The sequence below is a fragment of the Streptomyces sp. NPDC000941 genome, assembly GCF_053599555.1.
Map to the genome: position 1 here is coordinate 1 of NZ_JBSFMM010000149.1, position 20315 is coordinate 20315.

Sequence of the window (20315 nt, forward strand, 5' to 3'; positions counted from 1 at the left end):
CGCGCGGCCGGGCCCCAGAACCCCAGGGCCTGGCCGCCTACGCGGTGAGCTCCTTGGTGATGCGGTCCAGCATGAACGCCGAGGACTCGCGTGCCCGCTCCTCCCAGGCGAAGACGCAAGCGGTGGCGACGCCGTCGAAGTTCAGCTCGCGCAGGGTGCCGAAGAAGGCGCCCCAGTCGACCTCGCCCTGCCCGATGTCCAGGTGCTGGTGGATACGGGCCGCGGTGCCGGGCGGGTTGAGGATATAGCGCAGCCCCGAGGACCCCTTGTGGTTGAAGGAGTCGGCGATGTGCACGTGCTGGAGCTTGTCGCCCGCGTAGCGCATCATCGCCGCGATGTCCGCCGTAGGGTCGGCGCCGGAGAGATGGAAGGAGTGCGGGGCGCAGTAGAGGTAGTTCACCCAGGGTTTGTTGATGGCGCGGACGAGGTCGACCGCGGGGGTGTTCTCCTCGCAGAAGTCGTCCGGATGCGCTTCCAGGTTCAGGGCGATGCCCTCCCGCTCGAACAGCGGGAGCAGTTCCTCCAGCGAGCGCCAGAAGGCCGCCTCGCTCTCCGCGGCCCGCTCCGGACGCCCGTTGAACTCCGAGTTCATCAGCGGGCATGCGAGCTCCGCGGTGATCTCGATCATCCGCTTCCAGTAGCGTACGGCGGCCTGCCGTTCGGCCTCGTCGGGCGAGGACCACTTGTACAGGGGGAGTACGGAGGACAGCCGCACACCATGGGTGCGCAGGGATGTCCTCAGCGCGGCGATCCGCTCGTCGTCCGCCCGCGGATGCAGGAAGAACGGCATGAAGTCGTCGCGTGGCGACAGCTCGATGTAGTCATAGCCGAGTTCGGCCACCGTGCGCACCATGTCGTCGATCGGCAGGGCGCGGAACATATACGGGTCGAGGGCGATTTTCATGCGGTGCCTCCGTAGAAGGCCGGTCGGGGCTTCATGTCGACGGTGATGACGCGGCTGTCGGACTCCAGCGAGCGGACGGCGGCGTCGGTGATGACGGTGGCGGCGTAGCCGTCCCACGCGGAGGGACCGGCGGGCTCGACGCCGGCCGCGATGCCGTTGATCCACTCGCGGAACTCGGTGTCGAAGGCGTCCGCGAACCGGTCCTTCCAGTCCTGCGGGACCGCCGTGCCGTGCGCTCCGGCGGTGCGAACCCCGACGGCCGCCGGGTCGGGCAGCCGGACCAGACCCTTCTCGCCGACGGTCTCGCACTGGATGTCGTAGCCGTACTGGCAGTTGACGAACACCTCCAGCTCGATACGGACGCCGTTCGCCGTCTCGAAGTACATGAGCTGGGGGTCCTTCAGATGCTCGAACCGCATGCCGGTGGCGCGCGGTGTGATCACCTGGGCGGAGACGATCTCGTCGTCGAGCAGCCAGCGCAGCACGTCGATCTCGTGCACGGCCGTGTCCTGGGCGGCCATCGCCGAGGTGTACGACTCGGGCACCGTCGGGTTGCGGTGGGCGCAGTGCACGATCAGCGGTGTGCCCAGCGAGCCGGCGGCGATGACCTCCTTCATCTGGCGGTATCCGGCGTCGAAGCGGCGCATGAAGCCGACCTGGACGAGGCGGCGGCCGTGGGCGCGTTCGGCGTCGACGATGCGCAGACAGTCCTCGGCGGTGGTGGCGAGCGGTTTCTCGCAGAACACGGGCTTACCGGCCGCGATCGCACCCTGCACATGCTCGGCGTGGGTGGGGCCCCAGGAGGTGACGAGGACGGCGTCCACCTCGGAAGAGGCGATCAGCTCGGCACCGGTGGGCAGCGCCACCGCGCCCACCGTGGCCGCGACCTCGGCGGCACGGGCCTGGTCGATGTCCGTCACGGCGGTGACGGCCGCCCCGGTGACGACGTCGGTGAGGCGCCTGATGTGGTCCTGGCCGATCATTCCGGCGCCGATGACGCCTACACGTACGGTCATGGTCGTTTCCTTAAGAACGGGAGGAACGGGAGGGTCAGGAGAAGCGCGCCCGGAGTTCGGCTTCGAGGGTTTCGAGGGAGTGGCCCCTGGTCTCGGGGACATGGCGCTTGACGAAGGCGAAGGAGAAGACCCCGGCCACCACGAAGAGGAAGAAGGTGTTGGAGACCCCGATACCGGAGACCAGGGACGGGAAGACCAGGCCGATCACGAAGTTGGTCAGCCACAGCACCACGGCCGCCACGCCCATGCCGAAGCCGCGCATCCGCATCGGGAAGATCTCCGAGAGCATCAGCCAGGTCACCGGCGAGATCGCGCCCTGCTGGAAGGCGAGGAAGGTCACCGTCATGGCGAGCACGGCGTACGCCCTTCCGTCCCCGGCGGGCAGCACCAGGGAGAAGACGCCGATGAGCAGCAGGGCGGCCGTCGTGCCGAGCTGCCCCGTCATCAGCATGGGGCGGCGGTCGACCCGGCCAAGCAGCCAGATGCCGACGAAGGTGGCCAGCACCGAGATCACACCGTTGGCGATGTTCGCGGTCAGCGCGCTGTCGGAGGCGAAACCGGCGTCGGTGAGGATCTGGGTGCCGTAGTACATGATCGTGTTGACGCCGGTGATCTGCTGCACGATGGCGATGCCGAAGCCGATGAACATCAGCCTGCGCACCCACGGCACCGACTTCATGTCCTTCCAGCCGCCGAGCTTTTCCTGCTCGTCCTTGACGGCGAGTGCGGACACCTCGGCGAGTTCGGCCTCGGCCCGCTGTTGCGAGCGCACCTGCCTGAGGACGCCGAGGGCGTCGTTGAAGCGGCTCTGGGAGGCCAGCCAGCGGGGGCTCTCCGGCATCACCAGCATGCCGAACCAGAGGACGACGGCGGGGATGGTGGCGATCACCAGCATCCAGCGCCAGACACCGCCGCTCTCGCCGCCGATGTTCGCGATGATCGCGTTGGAGGTGAAGGCCAGCAGCTGACCACTGACGATCATGAGTTCATTGCGGGTGACCAGCGCACCGCGCCGTTCCGCGGGGGAGACCTCGGCGAGATAGACGGGCACGGTCACCGACGCGCCGCCGACCGCGAGGCCGAGCACGAACCGCGCCACGATCATCACCGCGGTGGTCGGCGCGAGGGTGGCGCCCAGCGCGCCGACGAAGAACAGCACGGCGAGGGTGAGGATCGTACGGCGTCTGCCGCGCGCGTCCGACAGCCGCCCGCCGGCGACCGCGCCGAGCGCCGCGCCGAGGAGAAGAGAGCTGGTGACCATGCCCTCGGTGAACGGGGTGAGGCCCAGGTCGTCGGTCATATACGGCAGGGCGCCGTTGATGACGCCGGTGTCGTAGCCGAAGAGGAGTCCGCCGAAGGTGGCGATGACGGTGATGATCCGCAGCCGCCGGGAGACCGCCTGTGGCGCGTCGTCGATGGCGGCGGCGGGTGCGGGGGCCTTTGCCGCGTCGTCCCTGACGTCCATGGCCGCCTCCTAGCGGTGGTGATGCGGGCGTCGGATTCCGGTCAGGCCGCAGCCGGCCAGATGCTCACGGGTGCGTACGGCGATGGGGAGCGGCACCTCGGGAGCGCACGGGTACAGATCCTGCTCGACGATCACGAACAACTCGGCGTCCAGCCCGGAGAGTTCGGCGACCACATCGGCCGGGTTCGGCACCCCGGCCGGCGGCGAGACGCACACCCCGCGCCTCACGGCCTCGCCGAAGGACAGGTCCTCGGCGGCGACCTGGGCCAGGATCTCGGGGGCCATCTGCTTGATGTGGACATAGCCGACGCGCTCACCGAACCGGCGGATCAGGTCGAGGTTGTCCCCGCCGCCGTACGCGACATGCCCGGTGTCCAGGCACAGATTCGTGTACCGGCCGTCCGACTCGTTGAGCAGCCGCTCGATCTCCGGCTGGGTCTGGATATGGCTGTCGGCGTGCGGGTGGATGACGAGGCGGACGTCGTACTCGTCGAGGAGCAGCTTGCCCAGCCGGTCGGCGGCGCGGCCGAAGCCGGCCCACTGCGCGGCGGTCAGCTCGGGGGACTCGGTGAACGCGCCGGTCTTCTCGTCCCGGTACATGGGCGGGATCAGGACCAGGTGGTGGGCGCCCGCGGCGGCCGTCAGGGTGGCGACCTGGCGGACGTGGGCGAGCATGTCGTCCCATGCCTCGGGGCGGTGCAGCGCGCCGAAGGCCGTACCGCCGGAGACCTGGAGCCCACGGGCGTCGAGCTCCCGCTTGAGGCGTTCCGGGTCGGTGGGGAGGTAGCCGTACGGGCCGAGCTCCAGCCAGGTGTAACCGGCCTGGGCGAGTTCGTCGAGGAAGCGGGTGTACGACACCTGGTGCTCGTCCTCGGGGAACCAGACGCCCCAGGAGTCGGGGGCGGAGCCGAGGCACAGATTGCCTGCGGTGGTCCGGAGGGGAGATGGCGCCGTTGCCATGACATGTCCTTTGGGGAGAGGGACGGGGGAGTGTCCTGCGGTGTTCCTTGCGTGTTCCTTGTGTTCCGTGTGGGGGGTGGGGGGGTTGCTATCGCGCTCTACTAGCGCGCTCTAGTGCGAGTACGATGACCGCTGTCCGAATGTCATGTCAATAGCTTGTTGCCGGAGGATTTCGCGGCTGTCCTAGGGTGGCTCCGTCGAAGGGTGGGATCAGTGGTGGATGCGGCGGGCAGACAGCGGCCCACGATGGCCGATGTCGCCGACAGGGCGGGTGTGTCCCGTGCGCTGGTCTCGATCGTGTTCCGCAATCAGCCGGGGGCGAGCCAGGAGACCCGCGAGCGGGTGCTACGGGTGGCCGATGAGATCGGCTACCGCCCCGACAGTGCGGCCCGGCTGCTGGCCCGTGGCCGCAGCCGTACGCTCGGCGTGATGTTCACGGTGCATCAGACCTTCCACAGCGACCTCATCGAGGGGATCTACCCCGAGGCCGAGCGCCTTGGCTATGACGTGCTGCTCTCCGCGGCGGCCGAGGGGCGGAGCGAGGCCAGGGCGGTCGAGGCGTTGCTCGGCCACCGCTGCGAGGCGCTGATCCTGCTCGGCCCCGATGCGCTCCCCGGCTATCTCGATGAGCTCCGGCAGCGCGCCGTCACCGTGTCGGTCGGCCACCGAGTGCCGCGCGCCCGCGTGGACTTCGTGCACAGCGCCGAGGCCAAAGGTGTCCGGCAGGCCATGGACCACCTGGTCGAACTGGGCCATCGAGCGATCGTGCACATCGACGGCGGCCGGGGCCCCGGGGCGGCCGAGCGGCGGCGCTCCTACCGGGCGGCGATGCGCCGGCACGGACTGGAGCCGGAGATCCGGGTGATTCCCGGTGAGCACACCGAGCAGTCCGGTATCGAGACCGGCCAACTGCTCCTGGCGGAGCGCGACCGGGGCCTGCCCCTTCCGACGGCGGTCCTCGCGGGCAACGACCGGTGTGCCATGGGGGTGTGGATGGCCCTGGCGCGGGGCGGTGTCGACGTCCCGCGCGATATCTCGGTCGTCGGCTACGACGACAGCCACCTCTCCCATCTCATGCCGATAGGGCTGACAACTGTTCGTCAGGACGCGGTGCTGATGGCCGAGTACGCGGTCCGGTTCGCCGTGGAGCGGCTGGAGAACCCGGAACTGGAGCCGCGGGAGGCGGTGTTGGATCCCAAGCTCGTGGTGCGGGGGACCAGCGGACCGCCGCCGGGGGCGGCCTGAGCGCTCAGCCGTCGGCCTGGGCCCTCACTCCTCGGCGTGAGCGCTCACTCGTCGGTGTGCTCGTGGCCGAAGAGTAGCCGTACGAAGTCGGTGACGGGGCCGACGATATCGAGGTCCTGGTCGAGTACCCACTGCAGTTGGAGCCCGTTGAGCACGGCGTGGAAGAGGATGGCGGCGCTCTCGGGGCTCAGGTCCTCGCGCAGCCGGCCACGGGCCGCCCCGTCCCGCAACCCCTCGGTGAACTGCGCACGCCCGCGCTCATAGCGCGCGATGAAGTAGTCGTGGGCGGGGTGGTCCGAGCGTGAGGCCGCGGCGGCGAGCTCGATCCACAGGCGCATCAGCTCGGGTGCCTTCTGATGGTGGCGGATGAGCTCGCCGAGGTAGGGCGCGAGCCGGTCCGCGCTGTCGACCTGGGACACGCCGTGCTGCCACTCCTCGGAGTCGCGCTCGGCAAGCACCTCGGCAAGGAGCTCGTCCTTGTTGCGGAAGTGGTGGAGGAGGCCGGCGTGGGTGATCCCGGCCCGTTCCGCGATATCGCGCAGGGATGCCTTGGCGTAGCCGTTCTCCGCGAAACTGTCGCGCGCCGCCCGTACGATCTCGGCTCTGCGGGCCGGTGTCTTGGCGTATGGACCACGTGCCTTTGCCTGACTCACGGTGCGATCACTCTCCTCGACGAAGCCGGGCGCCAAAACTTACCACACGGTAGGTATTTGCGGAGCCGTATCACAGAAGGTCGCCAGATAACGCTCTGATTACGAACGTCGATCGTACTCTTTCCGGCGCTTGCAACGCGGGCTTAACTTCCCAGCGAAAACCAACCAGCTGGTAAAGGTTGGCGCGATCGCTCCCCCGTGGAGCCGACAGGGAGGCAGCCGTGCCCATGGCGGAAGGAATCCACCCCATGCGCATACGACACCCGCACTCGCGGTCCCACACTCGCGCCCTGGCCGCCGTGGGCGTCGCCGCGCTGGTGTTCACATCGTCGGCGTGCGACAGCGAGTCGAGCGGAGCGTCCTCGTCCTCGGGGACGACGCTGGCACTCTCGATCTTCGGTACGCCCAACTCGCTCGCCCCCACCCAACTCCTGGAAGGGCAGCAGACCTACATCTGGGACTCGATCTACGACACGCTGCTGATCCAGGACAACAAGGGCGAGCTGCGCCCCGGCGCGGCAAAGAGCTGGCGCTACTCCGGTGATGCGCGCACCCTGACCCTCACCCTGCGCACCGGCATGAAGTTCAGCACGGGCACCCCCGTCGACGCGGCCGCCGTACGGACGACGCTGGAGCGGATCAGGACCATGCCGGGGCCGAGCCAGGGCGTGCTCGCCTCCGTCACCTCGGTCGAGGCACCTGACGCCACCACCGTCGTGATCAAGCTGAAGCGGCCGGACGGCTCGCTGCTGACCTCGCTCTCCACGGCCGCCGGCGTCATCGGCGACCCCAAGACGATGGACGCCAAGAGCGCCGCGCTGAACCCGGTCGGCTCGGGCCCCTACACCCTCGACAAGGGGGCGACGGTGAACGGGTCCGTCTATGTGCTCAAGCGACGTGACGACTACTGGAACAAGAAGGCCTACCCCTTCCGGACCGTCAAGGTCCGGGTGATCTCCGACCAGACCGCGATGGCCAACGCCCTCAAGGCGGGCGAGACCAACGCCGGCACCGTCGATGTCGCACAGGTCTCCACCTTCAGGTCGACGGGCTTTGAGACCAGGCACGTCCAGGCGACCGCGGTGGCGACGCTGGTCCTGGGCGACCGCTCGGGGGACGTCCTCAAGCCGCTCGGTGATCTGCGGGTCCGCAAGGCGATCAACATGGCCTTCGACCGCACCAAGATGGTCAAGCGGCTGCTGCGCGGCTCCGGCCGGCCGACCGAGCAGATCTTCAACCCCAAGGGACCGGGACACGACCCCGCGCTGGACCAGACATACGCGTACGACCCGGCGGCCGCCAAGCGGCTGCTGGCCGAGGCCGGCTACCCCAACGGCTTCTCCGTGACCATGCCGAGCCTCGTCGTCAGCAAGCCGTTCGAGCCGACGTTCACCCAGGCGCTCGCCGACATCGGGATCAAGGTGACGTGGCAGCCCGTGCCCGCACAGCAGAGCGTCTCCGCCCTCGCCTCCAAGAAGTACCCGATGTTCCTGATCGTCGACGGGCTGAACACCACCCCGATCGAGGCGCGCAACTTCTACAGCCCCACCGGCTACCGCAACGTGTTCAACTCCACCGACCCCGAGCTCACCAAGCTGCTGGACCGGGCGAACCGGGAGCTGGACCCGGCGAAGGCCGCGGACAGCTACAAGGCGATCAACAAGTTCGGGGCCGAGAACGCGTGGTACGGCCCGGTGTTCTACATCGGCAGCGACTGGGCGACAAAGAAGGGCATCACCTACCTCGGTGACGGCTCCTCGACGATGGCCACCATCCGGCAGTTCGGCGCCGCCGACCAGGCCCGCGGTTGAACCGCGTCATGATCCTCTACGTGTTGCGCCGCCTCACCGCGGGCCTGGTGCTCGCGGTCCTGGTGACCATGATCACGTTCCTGCTGCTGAGCACCTCGTTCGACGACGTCGCGAGCAGCATCGTCGGAAACGGGGCGACACCCGCCCGCGTCCAGGCCCAGAAGGCCCAGCTGGGACTCGACCGCCCGCTGTTCACCCAGTACCTGGACTGGCTGTCCCATGCCATCCGCGGCGACCTCGGCCTCTCCTACTTCACCAGCGAGCCCGTACGGTCGGCCCTCGCGGCCCGCCTCGGGGTCACGCTGTCGATCGTGCTCGCCGCGCTGTTCGTCACCACGCTGATCAGCGTGGTGCTCGGTGTGCTCGCCGCCACCCGCGGCGGCGCCGTCGACCGGATCGCACAGGGCGTGTCGATGGTCGGCTATCTGGTGCCGAATCTGCTGATCGCGATCGCCCTCGTCTACGTACTGGCCGTCAAGCTGCACTGGTTCCCGGCCACCGGCTACACCCCGCTGGCGGAGAACCCGGCAGGCTGGGCCTCCACCATCGCCATCCCCGTCGTCGCCCTGATGATGAGCGGCGTCGCGGGCCTCACCTCCCAGATCCGCGGCGCCATGATCGGCGAACTGCGCAAGGACCACATCCGCACCCTGCGCACCCGGGGGATACCGACCCGGTCGATCGTGCTGCGCCACGCCCTGCGCGGCGCGGCCGGGCCGGCGCTCACCGTACTGTCGCTGGAGTTCATCCAGATGCTCGGCGGCGCCCTCATCATCGAGCAGGTCTTCGCGCTGCCGGGCTTCGGCCAGTACGCCTTCAACGCGTCCCTGCAGGGCGACATCCCCATCATCATGGGCATCAGCCTCTTCGGTGTGCTGCTCGTGGTGTGCGTCAACCTCGTCGTCGACCTGGTGAACGGCTGGCTCAACCCGAAGGCGAGGGTCCTCCAGTGACCGCCGAACACCGCACCGCGGAACACCGCACCGCCGAACACCACACTGCCGAACGCCGCACCGCAGCCCCCGGCCGCAGATCGCCGCTGCGCCGGCTCCTGACGGATCCGCAGGCCGTCATCAGCGCCGGCCTTCTCCTGGCCGTGGTCCTCCTCGGTCAACTCTCCCCGCTGTTCACCGACCACGGCCCCAACCAAGCCTCCCTCGACGCGGTCAACGCCCCTGCCGGAACCGACGGCTACCCGCTGGGCGGCGACAAGAGCGGGCGCGACATCTTCGCCCGGCTGCTGGCCTCCATCAACACCAGCGTGGTCGCCGCCCTCATCGGCACCGGCATCGCCCTGGCCATCGGCGTCACCTTCGGGCTCATCGGCGGCTACTACGGCCGCCGCGTCCGGGGCGTCACCGAATGGGTCTTCAGCCTCGTCATGACCTTCCCCGGGCTGCTGCTGCTCATCGTGCTGATGCCGGTGACGGGCGGCGACTACCGCGCCACGATGCTGATCTTCGGCGTGCTGCTCTCACCCGGGATCTACCGCCTCGTACGCAACCTCGTCCTCGGCGTGAAGCACGAGCTCTACGTGGACGCCGCCCGCGTCTCGGGCCTGTCCGACCGGCGCATTCTGTGGCGCCATGTGTTCTCCGTGGTCCGGGGCCCTGTCGTCATCGCCACCGCCTTCCTCGCCGGATCCTCCATTTCCGTCCAGTCGGGCCTCGCCTTCCTCGGCGTCGGATCGAGCACGGTCCCCAGCTTCGGCGCGATGATCTCCGAGGGCTTCGGCAACCTGTACGAGGAACCACTGCAGTTCCTGTGGCCGAGTCTGGCGCTCGGCATCATCACCGCGTCCCTGGTGCTGCTCGGCAACTCGCTCAGGGACGCGCTGGACGGCGGTCGGCCGGTGCCGTCCCGGATCGCCCCACCCGAGCGCCGGCCGACCGCGCGGGCGGCGCACACCGGGCCGGGCTCGACACCGGCCGGGGCCGCTACGGTGGCGGCTCCGGGCCTGCTGACCGTCGAGGACCTGGCCATCGCCTACCCGACACCGACGGGCGAGCTGAAGGAGGTCGTCGGCGGCGTCACCCTGACCCTGGAAGCGGGGCAGACCCTCGGTCTCGTCGGCGAGTCGGGATCCGGTAAGACCCAGACCGCGTTCGCCGTCCTCGGTGTGCTGCCCGCCGAGGCGGTCGTCACCCGCGGTTCGATCCGGCTCGACGGACGCGAACTCCTCGGCCTGGACGAGCGCGCACTGCGCGCCGTACGCGGGACCTCCATCGCGTACGTACCGCAGGAGCCCATGTCCAACCTCGACCCCAACTTCACGGTGGGAGCACAGCTCGTCGAGGGGCTGCGCGCGTCCTCGCCGATGACCCGGCGCGAAGCGCGGACACGCGTCCTCGCCCTGCTGGACCGGGTCGGCATCCCGGATCCGCGGGCCACCTTCTCCTCCTATCCGCACCAGATCTCCGGCGGTATGGCCCAGCGCGTGCTCATCGCCGGCGCGATCGCGAGCCGCCCGCTGCTGCTCATCGCCGACGAGCCGACGACGGCGCTCGACGTCACCGTGCAGGCGGAAATCCTCGACCTGCTGCGCGATCTGCAGCGGGAAATGAACATGGCCGTGCTGCTCGTGACCCACAACTTCGGGGTGGTCGCCGACGCTTGCGACCGCGTCGCGGTCATGCGGACGGGGCGGATCGTCGAGGCCGGCGACGTGCTCGACATCTTCAGCGCCCCGCGGCAGGACTACACCCGGATGCTGCTGGATTCCATCCTCGACGAGCACACCCTGCGCACCGACCGGCCCGCCACGGACACGCGTAAGACGGACACGCGTAAGACGGACACGCCCAAGACGGACACGTTCGAGACGGAGGCGCGATGACGACGGCCCGGGCCCTGCTCGACGTGAGCGATCTGCGCGTGGCCTACCCGGGGCGCGGGCGTGGATTCCGCGCCCGCCCGCGGGAGGTGCTGCACGGGGTGTCCCTGGCGGTGGACGAGGGCGAGACGCTGGGCATCGTCGGCGAGTCCGGATCCGGTAAGACGACCATCGGCCGGGCGGTGCTCGGCCTGTTGAAGCCCAGCGGTGGACACATCGGCTTTCTCGGCCAGGACATCACCCACCGTACGGCGAAGGAGCGCCGCGCCCTCGCCCGCCATATCCAGGTCGTCTTCCAGGACCCCTACTCCTCACTCAACCCGTCCCTCACGATCGGCGACACCCTCGCCGAGCCCCTGGTGGCCCAGGGCGCGCGGCCACGCAACGCCCGGGCGCGCGTGCGCGAACTGCTGGACCACGTGGGGCTGCCGGCCGACGCCACCGAACGGCTGCCGCGCGAGTTCAGCGGCGGCCAGCGCCAGCGCGTCGCGATCGCCCGGGCCCTGGCCCCCGGGCCCAAGCTGATCGTCTGCGACGAGCCGGTCTCCGCGCTCGACCTGTCGACGCAGGCGCGTGTGCTCGATCTCCTCGTGGACATCCAGCGGCGCACCGGCGTCGCGTATCTCTTCGTCTCGCACGACCTCGCGGTCATCCGGCAGGTGAGCCACCGGGTGAGCGTGGTCCACCGCGGCGACGTCATCGAGACCGGCCCGGCCGGCCGTATCACCTCCACCCCCGAACACCCGTACACCCGGCGCCTGTTGCTCGCCGCCCCGGTCGCGAATCCCGTCGAGCAGCGGAAGCGGCGCGAGGAGCGGCAACGGCGGAAGGCGGGCGAGCGCCCGGTCCCCAGCTCTACGGAAGAAGGAAAGTGACCATGACGACCCGACTCGTGCCCGGTTTTCTCTGGGGTGCGTCCACCGCCCCCCACCAGGTGGAGGGGAACAACCTCAACAGCGACTGGTGGGCCACCGAGCAGCTGCTGCCCGGTATGGAACTCAGCGGCGACGCGATCGACAGCTATCACCGCTACCCGGAGGACATGCGGCTGCTGGCCGACGCGGGTCTGACCTCGTACCGCTTCGGTATCGAGTGGGCGCGTATCGAGCCCATTCCCGGCGAGTTCTCCCGCGCCGAACTGGCCCACTACCGTCGGATGATCGACACCGCCCGGCAGCTCGGCCTCGAACCGGTGGTCACCCTGCACCACTTCACCAACCCCAAGTGGTTCGTGGACGAAGGGGGCTGGGCGGGGGAGCGGGCCGTCGAGCGCTTCCAGGCGTATATCCGGGCGGCCACCAGCATCCTCGACGACGTCAAGTGGGTCTGCACCATGAACGAGCCCAACATGCTCGCCATCATGGTGACGATGAGCCGCCTCGTGCAGGCATCCGACGCGCCCGCGTCGACCAAGGAGTGGATGAGCCCGACCGTCGAGGGCGCCGCGCGGCCGGTCCTGCCGAACCCCGATCCGCAGATCGGCCGGCGACTCGCCGAGGCCCACCACGCGGCCCGCGACATCCTGAAGAAGCACACCGATGCCGCCGTCGGCTGGACGGTGGCCTGCCAGGCCCTGACCCCGACCCCCGGCAACGAGGAGATCCTCCGCGAACTGCGCTATGTCCGCGAGGACCTGTACCTCGAGGCCGCCCGCGAGGACGACTTCATCGGGGTGCAGTCGTACTCCAGCCAGCCCGTCGACGAGAACGGCATCGTCCCGCATCCGCAGGGCCCGGACACCACGCTCACCGGCAACGCGTACCGGCCCGACGCGATCGGCATCGCGGTGCGGCACGTATGGGAGGCCACGGGTGGCATCCCGATCCTGGTCACCGAGAACGGGATCGCCACCGCCGACGACGAGCGGCGGATCGCCTACACCAAGGAGGCGATCGGACATCTCCTCGCGGCCGTCGACGACGGCATCGACATCCGCGGCTACCTCCACTGGAGCGCCCTGGACAACTTCGAGTGGGGCCACTGGGAGCCCACGTTCGGCCTCATCGCCGTCGACCGCGAGACGTATCAGCGCCACCCCAAGCCGAGCCTGGCCTGGCTGGGCGAGGTAGCGCGCCGCGGGCGCCTGTGACGATCCGCCGCCACCCGTTTCCCCACCGGAGAGGAACCCGATGCTGAAGCCCCGTCCGACCGCCACCCGCGAACTGGTGAACCTCGACGGAGTCTGGAAGTTCTCCGTCGAGGGGACCGTGGGCGAGACCCCGTGGACCGGCCCGCTCGACACCCCGCTGGAAGCCGCGGTCCCGGCGAGCTACAACGACCTGTTCACCGACGGCGCCATCCGCGACCACGTCGGCTGGGTCTGGTACCAGCGCCAGGTGCGGGTGCCGCGCGGCTGGGCGGGCGACCGGGCGATCCTGCGGGTGGACGCCGCCACACACCGGGGACGGGTGTACGTCGACGGTGCGCTGGTCGCCGAACACATCGGTGGCTACACCCCGTTCGAGGCCGACATCACCGACCACGTACGCCCCGGCCAGGAGTTCCGGCTCACCATCGGGGTCAACAACGAGCTGACGAACACCACCATCCCGCCCGGCAGGATCACCGTGAGCCAGGACGGCCGCCGGACCCAGACCTATCTGCACGACTTCTACAACTACGCGGGCCTCGCCCGCTCCGTATGGCTGTACAGCGTGCCCGCCGCGCATATCGCCGACATCACCGTGGTGACCGGCCTCGACGGCGCCACCGGCACGGTCGACTACGAGGTCACCACCAGCACGGCCGCCCCCGTCCGGGTCCGTGTCCTGGACCCGTCGGGAGACGAGGTCGCGGTGTCCGACGGGGCGAGCGGAACCCTGCGCATCGAGAACGTGACACCGTGGCGGCCGGGCGCTGCCCATCTGTACGACCTCGTCGCCGAGGTCATGGACGCCGGCGCCGTGGTGGACACCTACGCCCAGCCCTTCGGCGTACGCACGGTCGAGGTGCGCGGAGCGCGGTTCCTCATCAACGGCGAGCCGTTCTACTTCACCGGCTTCGGTAAACACGAGGACACTCCGGTGCGCGGCAAGGGGCACGACGACGCCTATCTCGTCCATGACTTCCAGCTGATGGAGTGGGCCGGCGCCAACTCCTTCCGCACCTCGCACTACCCGTACGCCGAGGAGGTGCTGGACTTCGCCGACCGGCACGGCATCGTCGTCATCGACGAGACGGCGGCCGTCGGCCTCAACCTGGCCGTCGAGGGCGGGCTGACCGGCGTGCCGGTGCGCCCCACCTTCTCGCCCGACACCATCAACGACGACACCCGCGCCGCCCACGCCCAGGCGATCAGGGAGCTCATCGCCCGCGACAAGAACCATCCCAGCGTCGTGATGTGGTGCATCGCGAACGAGCCGTCCTCCAATGAGGAGGGAGCGCGTGAATACTTCGAACCGCTTCTCGAACTCACCCGCAAGCTCGACCCCACCCGTCCCGTCTGCTATGCGGCCGTGATGTTCGCGACCTCCGACAACGACCGCATCGCCGACCTGTTCGACGTCCTGTGCATCAACCGCTACTACGGCTGGTACATCGCGACGGGCGACCTGACCGCCGCCGAGAGCTACCTGGAGGGCGATCTGCGCGGCTGGGCCGCCAAGTTCGGCAAGCCGATCATCATGAGCGAGTACGGCGCGGACACCCTCCAGGGCCTGCACTCCGTATGGGACCAGCCGTGGACGGAGGAGTACCAGACCGCCTATCTGGCCACGTACCACCGGACCTTCGACCGGATCGAGGAGGTCGTCGGCGAACACATCTGGAACTTCGCCGACTTCCAGACCTCGAACGGCATCCACCGGGTCGACGGAAACAGGAAGGGTGTCTTCACCCGCGACCGACGGCCCAAGGCCGCGGCCCGCGCGCTACGGGCGCGATGGCGCGGGCTCGGCGGCGCCAAGCCGTCGAGCGAGGCATGACCGCGGTGTCCGGTCCGGACCGCCCGCTGGGTACAGCCCCCACCTGCCCGAGGAGAGGAATACCGGTTCCATGAGTGTGCAGTTGCGCGACGCCGTAGCGGTGGTCACCGGAGGAGGCAGCGGGATCGGCCGCGCCACGGCGCATTCGCTCGCCCGGCGCGGCGCCCGGGTCGTGGTCACCGACCGCGACGGCGACCGGGCCAGCACCGTCGCCGGCGAGCTCGGCGAGCGGGGCATCGCCGCGGTCTGCGACGTGACCCGCCTGGAAGACCTCCAGGCGGTCCGCGATCTGGCGCTTGAGCGGTTCGGCCGCGTGGACATCGTCATGAACAACGTGGGGATCCTCGCCGTCGGCCCCGTCCAGGACATCCCCCTCGACGCCTGGCAGCGCGTGATCGACGTCAATCTGCTCGGCATCGTACGCAGCAACCTGGTCTTCCTGCCCGTACTCGTCGAGCAGGGGGCCGGCCATGTGGTGAACACCGCCTCCACGGCGGGACTGCTGCCCTACGGATATGAGCAGATGCCGTACACCGCGACCAAACACGCGGTGGTCGGGCTGTCCGAAGCGCTCGCCCTGTATCTGCGGCCACGGGGCATCGGGGTCTCCTGTCTGTGCCCCGGGATCGTGGCCACGAACATCGTCGAGCAGGTCACCTTCTACGGCGAGATCTCGCCGCCGCGCGGACCGAACTCCCCGGTGCTCGACGCCGGTACGGTCGGCGAACTCGTCGCCGACGGCATCGCCGACGACCGCTTCCTCATTCTCACGGTGCCGGAAGTCGCCGACGAACTGCGCGAACGTGGGGCCGACATGGACGCCTATCTGTCGCGTCTGATCGCCGACGTCATGTGATCGAGCCGGGCCGCCGGAAATGCCGAAACATCGCACAACCCGAAACATCGCACAACCTTGAAAGGAACTGAGCCGTGCCCGAGGAGAACAGAAGCGCGCTGAGCCGTCGACACATGCTCGGCATCATGACGGCGGCGGCAGCCGGGGCCTCCCTCCCGCTCGCCACCGCACCCAGTGCCCGGGCGGCGAGCGCGACGGCAACCGGCGGACACGGCTCCGCGCCCGTGGATCTGCAGGTCAACTCCCGGATCCAGCCCCTGGGGACACAGACCGCGCCGACGTTCGGCTGGGTGCCCCCGGTGGACCGGCAGACCGCGTACGAGATCCAGGTCGGGACCGCACCCGGCCGGGCGGACATCTGGCACAGCGGCAAGGTCGCAAGCCCGCACAGCGTCGACGTGGCCTACGGCGGTGGCGCGCTGCGGTCGGAGCAGCCGTACTTCTGGCGGGTGCGCACGTGGGACGAGAAGGGCGCACCCGGCCGCTGGAGCGAGCCCGAGAGGTGGGAGACCGGCCTGCTGAAGGGCGAGAAGGACTGGTCGGGCGCGCTGTGGATCGGCGGACGCCAGCCGCAGGACCACGACTGGAAGGACCTGACCGCCACCGTCGTCTTCCGCGGCGGCACGGACCCGGCGAGCGGGCTGTCCCTGCTGCTGCGCGCCGAACCCATCGGCAAGACCTGGGGCGAAGGGCTCGACTGGACCATCCGCCAGAGCGGCGACGATATGCAGCTGACCATGAAGACCAGCCACTACGCCGGTAACACCTGGGTGGACGACGGCACATCCGAGCCCAACTGGGGCGTCGACTTCTACGACCCGCAGAGCGAGACCAACCCCACCGCCGCCGGCACCCGCGGCGTCCCGGTCGGCACGGTCACCCTCCCCGCCTCGACCGGGCTGACGAAGGACACCTGGGCCTCCCACGACCACACCGTGAAGGTCACGGTCCGCGGGCTCACCGTGACCACGGAGGTGGGCGGTGTCGAGGTGGACCGCCGCACGCTCACGAAGGACCAGATCCGCCGCCATGGCAGCTTCGGCTTCGGCGGCGCCACCTCGGCCACCGTCCGCAGCGTCACGGTGACGGGCACCGGCGCCCCCGACTTCTCCGCCGACCTCACCACCGGCGCCAACCCGTTCGAGAGCGGCATCGGCACCCTCGACGGCCTGACCTTCCCGCCCAAGAACCCCTACATCCCGGCCAAGAACGCCATGCTGCCCATCGCCAACCCGGCACCGGTGCTGCGCCGCGCGTTCACCCTGCCCCGCGGCCGGCGCATCGCGACGGCACGCCTCCACCTGAGCGCCGCGGGCAATGTCACCTTCACCGTCAACGGCGATCCGATCACCGTGGACGGCAAACAGCCGGCCGGGGACCGCACCAACATCCCCCGGCTGCTCACCGACCAGAGCACCTACGACCGTACGGTGCTCTACGACACCTTCGATGTCACCGCGCTGCTCCGGGTCGGCCGGGACAACGTCCTCGCCGCCGAACTCGGCCGCGGCTGGTACGGAGTGACCACGCCACAGGAGTGGTACTGGCAGCTCGCTCCCTACGCCGGAGCGCCGCGCCTGCGTGCGAAGCTCGTCGTGTCCTACACGGACGGCTCGGCCACCACGCTGGTCACCGACCGGGACTGGCTCACCGCGGACGGGCCCACGACGTTCGACTCCGTCTACTCGGGCGAGAAGTACGACGCCCGGCGCGCGGACCGGCTCGGCGACTGGCGCACGGTCGGCTACCGCGCCGGCGGTCAGTGGCGCCCGGCCACCGCCCTGATCCCGCCGGGCAGCTGCTCCGGCCCCGCACCGAAGCACCACGGAGCGCTGCCCGCCACGACCGTCCCCGAGGGCTTCAGACCGGCCGCCCTACGGGCCCACGAGGCGGAGCCGGTGCTGGTCAGCCAGACGCTGCGCCCGGTCTCGCTCACCGAGACCGCGCCCGGCTCGGGCGTCTGGGTTCTGGACTACGGCCAGATCCTGACGGGCTTCGTCCGGCTGTCCCTCACCGATGTACGCCCCGCCAAGGAGGGCATCACCCTGCGGATCCGCGGGGGCAACCGCATCTCGGGCGGCGACGGCAGCACCGGCTCCCCGCTGTCGGTCGAGGAGGAGAACTTCCAGCACGACGCCAACCTCCAGACGCACTACTACACCGTCGGCAGGCGGCCGGCGCAGACCTGGGAACAGCGGTTCAGCCACTTCGGCTTCCGCTACCTGGAAGTGATGAACCTCGAAACCGTCCTCGGCCGGACACCCGACCTCACGCGGGACGCGGACGTACTGACCGTCGACGTGGCCCGCTCCGGCTTCGCCCGCACCGGCACGTTCACCACGGACAACGCCCTGCTCAACCGCCTCCAGCGCAATCTGGAGTGGGCCGAGCAGAACAACCTGGTCCAAAAGCCCACCGACACCCCCTCACGGGAGAAGAACGGCTGGACCGGCGACGCCATGGCCAGCTCCGAATCGCAGTCCCTCACCTGGGACGTCAACGCCGTCCTCACCAACTATCTGCGCCACTTCCCCGACACCCAGATCTCCACCGGCCAGCTGCCCATGTTCGTGCCCGTCGCCAAGGGCGGCTACGGCTACGACCACACCCCCGGCTGGAGCGCCGCGTGGAAGGCGGTGCCGGCCTGGGACTCGGCGTACTTCGTCATCCCGAGGGAGCTGTACGCGTACTACGGCAACAGCAGCCTGTTCGCCGAGCTCTACGACCACCAGGACACCCTCCTGAAGTACTACGAGACGCTGTTCACCGCCGAGAACCACTACATGTTCGAAGCCTCCCTCGGCGCCTACTCCGGCGCCGAGCCCCCCGGCAGCAACGCCGTCATCAGCCTCGCCTTCTACATCCACTTCTGCGACTACATGGACGAGGTGGGCACCCGGCTCGGCCGCACCGAACGCGCCGCACACTACGCGAAGTTGGCGCGCACCCTGCGCAGGGCGTTCATCGCCAACTACTGGGACGCCTCCTCGGGACACTTCACCCAGGGCAGCATCTCCAGCGAGAACGCCCTGGCTATCGCCCTCGACCTGGTGCCCGGCTCGGACCTGGACCCCGACGACCCCCGCTACTTGGCCGGTACGAAGACGCTCGCCGAGAACAAGAAGGTGCTGGCCAAGCTGCTCGCCGACCGCATCGTGGCAGCGGACCACCACATCCAGAACGACATGTACGGATCGCGCTACGAGTTCAACATCCTCAGCGAGTACGGCTACACGGACATCGCGCTGGGGGCCGTCACCCAGACCGGTACGCCCGGCTACGTCCACCAGATCGCCAAGGGCGCCACCTCGCTGTGGGAGCAGTGGACCGACCGGCTCTCGGTCAACCACCACTACCGCTCCAACGTGGCCACCTGGTTCTACCAGAGCCTGGCCGGTATCAAGCCGACCGCCACCGCCTACGCGTCGCTGCGCATCCGCCCGTACATACCGTCAGCCGCGGTCAACAGCCGCGTCCCCAAGGACACGCAGGACACCGATCTGGCGCCCGCGACGCTCGACCACGTCAGCGCCTCCATCGACACCGTACGCGGCACGGTGTCCTCGCGGTGGCGGCGCCTGCCGGACGGCAGGATCGACCTCGCGGTCACCATCCCGTACAACACCGACGCCGAGATCTGGGCCCCCACCCGGAACAAGCCCGTCACCGCGCCCCGGGGTGTCGCCTTCGTCCGCGACGACACCTCCGGGGGAGCCTCCTACAAGGTCTACCGGGCCCGGGCCGGCTCGTACCGCTTCAACGCCGGATGACCGTGCGGTGATCAGCCCCCGGCCGGACCCTCGGGGCGCTTGGCGGTCAGGACCACATAGCCGAGCTTGAGCGACGAGTTCATCCGCGCCCACTCCGCCACGAGTGTGTCGAACCGCTCGCTGTCGACGCCGAAGGCCGCCGCATAGGCGGCCGAGTTGGCGACGACGGCACCGCCCAGGGCATCCATGGACGGGCGGACGATGTCGTCGCCCAGGTCGGCCAGCTCCTCCAGCCGCAGGCCCGCGCCGAGGATCAGCCGGGGGTACTCCACCAACTCGATATGGGCCGGGACCGCGAACATCGAGCGGCCGCGCTCGACGGCGCCGCGGTCCCGCCTCGCGACCGGCTCCCGCAGCACGACGTCCATGACGGCGAGCCGTCCGCCGGGGCGGAGCACCCGAGCGATCTCCCCCAGCACCTGCGCCGGGCTGGGCATATGGAACATGCACTCCAGCGCCCATACGGCATCGAACGAGGCGTCGGGGAACGGCAGCGTCATGGCGTCGGCGCGGACGAAACGCACCCGGTCGGCCACTCCCTCCCGCTCGGCGAGCGCCGTCGCCCGCTCGATCTGTACGGGGCTGACGGTGACGCCGACGACCTCGGCCGGCCCGCTCCGCGCCAGCCGTACGGTCGGCCTGCCGGAGCCGCAGCCCACGTCCAGCACCCGGCGGCCCGCGATGTCGCCGAGTTTGCCGATGAGGTGGTCGGTCAGCCGGTCGGCGGCGACCCCGAGGGAGCTTCCGTCGTGCGGATGCGGCCAGTAGCCGAAGTGGAGGTTGCCGCCCGCCGCCTCGCCGATCAGGTCGGTGAGACGGTCGTAGTAGTCGGCCACGTGGTCGGGGGAGATGTTCTGCGATGCGGTGGTCATGGCACTC

15 protein-coding genes are annotated in these 20315 nt (G+C 69.6%); 9 read left to right on the top strand and 6 right to left on the bottom strand.

What is annotated here, in order from left to right; genetic code table 11:
• Positions 1 to 37: 37 nt before the first annotated feature.
• Genes ACWDSL_RS35960 through ACWDSL_RS35975 form a run of 4 tightly spaced genes read right to left on the bottom strand, consistent with a single transcriptional unit; the run spans position 38 to position 4345 of the window.
• Positions 38 to 904 (bottom strand): sugar phosphate isomerase/epimerase family protein, encoded by an 867-nt coding sequence (locus tag ACWDSL_RS35960; RefSeq protein ID WP_450492144.1) that lies wholly within the window; start codon positions 902 to 904, stop codon positions 38 to 40.
• A complete protein-coding gene (locus ACWDSL_RS35965; protein ID WP_450492145.1) occupies positions 901 to 1920 on the bottom strand; it encodes a Gfo/Idh/MocA family oxidoreductase in 1020 nt (339 codons plus the stop codon). Before ACWDSL_RS35965 ends, ACWDSL_RS35960 begins: the two co-directional genes overlap by 4 nt.
• 34 nt (positions 1921 to 1954) lie before the next feature.
• Positions 1955 to 3385 (bottom strand): sugar porter family MFS transporter, encoded by a 1431-nt coding sequence (locus ACWDSL_RS35970; RefSeq protein ID WP_450492146.1) that lies wholly within the window; start codon positions 3383 to 3385, stop codon positions 1955 to 1957.
• Positions 3386 to 3394: 9 nt separating this feature from the next.
• Positions 3395 to 4345: a TIM barrel protein gene (locus tag ACWDSL_RS35975; RefSeq protein ID WP_450492147.1), complete on the bottom strand. Its 951-nt coding sequence runs from the start codon at positions 4343 to 4345 to the stop codon at positions 3395 to 3397.
• Between the two features lie 246 nt (positions 4346 to 4591).
• Between ACWDSL_RS35975 and ACWDSL_RS35980 the strand changes: the two genes are divergently transcribed.
• Positions 4592 to 5590, top strand: a complete 999-nt coding sequence (locus tag ACWDSL_RS35980) for a LacI family DNA-binding transcriptional regulator (RefSeq protein WP_450492159.1) — start codon at positions 4592 to 4594, stop codon at positions 5588 to 5590.
• 44 nt (positions 5591 to 5634) lie between these two features.
• Here ACWDSL_RS35980 and ACWDSL_RS35985 read toward each other — a convergent pair whose 3' ends face one another.
• A complete protein-coding gene (locus ACWDSL_RS35985) occupies positions 5635 to 6243 on the bottom strand; it encodes a TetR/AcrR family transcriptional regulator (RefSeq protein WP_450492148.1) in 609 nt (202 codons plus the stop codon).
• Positions 6244 to 6491: 248 nt separating this feature from the next.
• Between ACWDSL_RS35985 and ACWDSL_RS35990 the strand changes: the two genes are divergently transcribed.
• The 8 genes from ACWDSL_RS35990 (at position 6492) to ACWDSL_RS36025 (ending at position 19436) form a co-directional block, all read left to right on the top strand.
• A complete protein-coding gene (locus ACWDSL_RS35990) occupies positions 6492 to 8054 on the top strand; it encodes an ABC transporter substrate-binding protein (protein ID WP_450492149.1) in 1563 nt (520 codons plus the stop codon).
• 8 nt (positions 8055 to 8062) lie between these two features.
• Positions 8063 to 9007 (top strand): ABC transporter permease, encoded by a 945-nt coding sequence (locus ACWDSL_RS35995; protein WP_450492150.1) that lies wholly within the window; start codon positions 8063 to 8065, stop codon positions 9005 to 9007.
• Complete coding sequence (locus ACWDSL_RS36000; protein WP_450492151.1) at positions 9004 to 10890, top strand: ATP-binding cassette domain-containing protein; 1887 nt, start codon at positions 9004 to 9006, stop codon at positions 10888 to 10890. The genes ACWDSL_RS35995 and ACWDSL_RS36000 overlap by 4 nt, the downstream gene beginning before the upstream one ends.
• On the top strand, positions 10887 to 11762 hold the full coding sequence (locus ACWDSL_RS36005) for an ATP-binding cassette domain-containing protein (protein ID WP_450492152.1): 876 nt from the start codon (positions 10887 to 10889) through the stop codon (positions 11760 to 11762). The genes ACWDSL_RS36000 and ACWDSL_RS36005 overlap by 4 nt, the downstream gene beginning before the upstream one ends.
• Positions 11763 to 11764: 2 nt before the next feature.
• The gene (locus tag ACWDSL_RS36010; protein WP_450492153.1) at positions 11765 to 12976 is read left to right on the top strand and encodes a family 1 glycosylhydrolase; all 1212 of its coding nucleotides are present in this window, start codon (positions 11765 to 11767) and stop codon (positions 12974 to 12976) included.
• 40 nt (positions 12977 to 13016) lie between these two features.
• On the top strand, positions 13017 to 14810 hold the full coding sequence (uidA, locus tag ACWDSL_RS36015; RefSeq protein ID WP_450492154.1) for a beta-glucuronidase: 1794 nt from the start codon (positions 13017 to 13019) through the stop codon (positions 14808 to 14810).
• A 70-nt stretch (positions 14811 to 14880) separates the two neighbouring features.
• Positions 14881 to 15666, top strand: coding sequence for an SDR family oxidoreductase (locus ACWDSL_RS36020; RefSeq protein ID WP_450492155.1), 786 nt, complete (start codon positions 14881 to 14883; stop codon positions 15664 to 15666).
• A 74-nt stretch (positions 15667 to 15740) separates the two neighbouring features.
• A complete protein-coding gene (locus tag ACWDSL_RS36025) occupies positions 15741 to 19436 on the top strand; it encodes a family 78 glycoside hydrolase catalytic domain (RefSeq protein ID WP_450492156.1) in 3696 nt (1231 codons plus the stop codon).
• 11 nt (positions 19437 to 19447) lie between these two features.
• On the opposite strand, the gene ACWDSL_RS36030 is transcribed toward ACWDSL_RS36025, so the two are convergent.
• The gene (locus tag ACWDSL_RS36030) at positions 19448 to 20308 is read right to left on the bottom strand and encodes an SAM-dependent methyltransferase (RefSeq protein WP_450492157.1); all 861 of its coding nucleotides are present in this window, start codon (positions 20306 to 20308) and stop codon (positions 19448 to 19450) included.
• Positions 20309 to 20315 lie beyond the last annotated feature (7 nt).

Coding starts and splice junctions, on each gene's coding strand:
- ACWDSL_RS36010 (WP_450492153.1), top strand. CDS start 11,765: ATGACGACCCGACTCGTGCCCGGTTTTCTCTGGGGTGCGTCCACCGCC.
- ACWDSL_RS35970 (WP_450492146.1), bottom strand. CDS start 3,385: ATGGACGTCAGGGACGACGCGGCAAAGGCCCCCGCACCCGCCGCCGCC.
- ACWDSL_RS35995 (WP_450492150.1), top strand. CDS start 8,063: ATGATCCTCTACGTGTTGCGCCGCCTCACCGCGGGCCTGGTGCTCGCG.
- ACWDSL_RS36020 (WP_450492155.1), top strand. CDS start 14,881: ATGAGTGTGCAGTTGCGCGACGCCGTAGCGGTGGTCACCGGAGGAGGC.
- uidA (WP_450492154.1), top strand. CDS start 13,017: ATGCTGAAGCCCCGTCCGACCGCCACCCGCGAACTGGTGAACCTCGAC.
- ACWDSL_RS35990 (WP_450492149.1), top strand. CDS start 6,492: ATGCGCATACGACACCCGCACTCGCGGTCCCACACTCGCGCCCTGGCC.
- ACWDSL_RS35975 (WP_450492147.1), bottom strand. CDS start 4,345: ATGGCAACGGCGCCATCTCCCCTCCGGACCACCGCAGGCAATCTGTGC.
- ACWDSL_RS35960 (WP_450492144.1), bottom strand. CDS start 904: ATGAAAATCGCCCTCGACCCGTATATGTTCCGCGCCCTGCCGATCGAC.
- ACWDSL_RS35980 (WP_450492159.1), top strand. CDS start 4,592: ATGGCCGATGTCGCCGACAGGGCGGGTGTGTCCCGTGCGCTGGTCTCG.
- ACWDSL_RS36005 (WP_450492152.1), top strand. CDS start 10,887: ATGACGACGGCCCGGGCCCTGCTCGACGTGAGCGATCTGCGCGTGGCC.
- ACWDSL_RS35965 (WP_450492145.1), bottom strand. CDS start 1,920: ATGACCGTACGTGTAGGCGTCATCGGCGCCGGAATGATCGGCCAGGAC.
- ACWDSL_RS36030 (WP_450492157.1), bottom strand. CDS start 20,308: ATGACCACCGCATCGCAGAACATCTCCCCCGACCACGTGGCCGACTAC.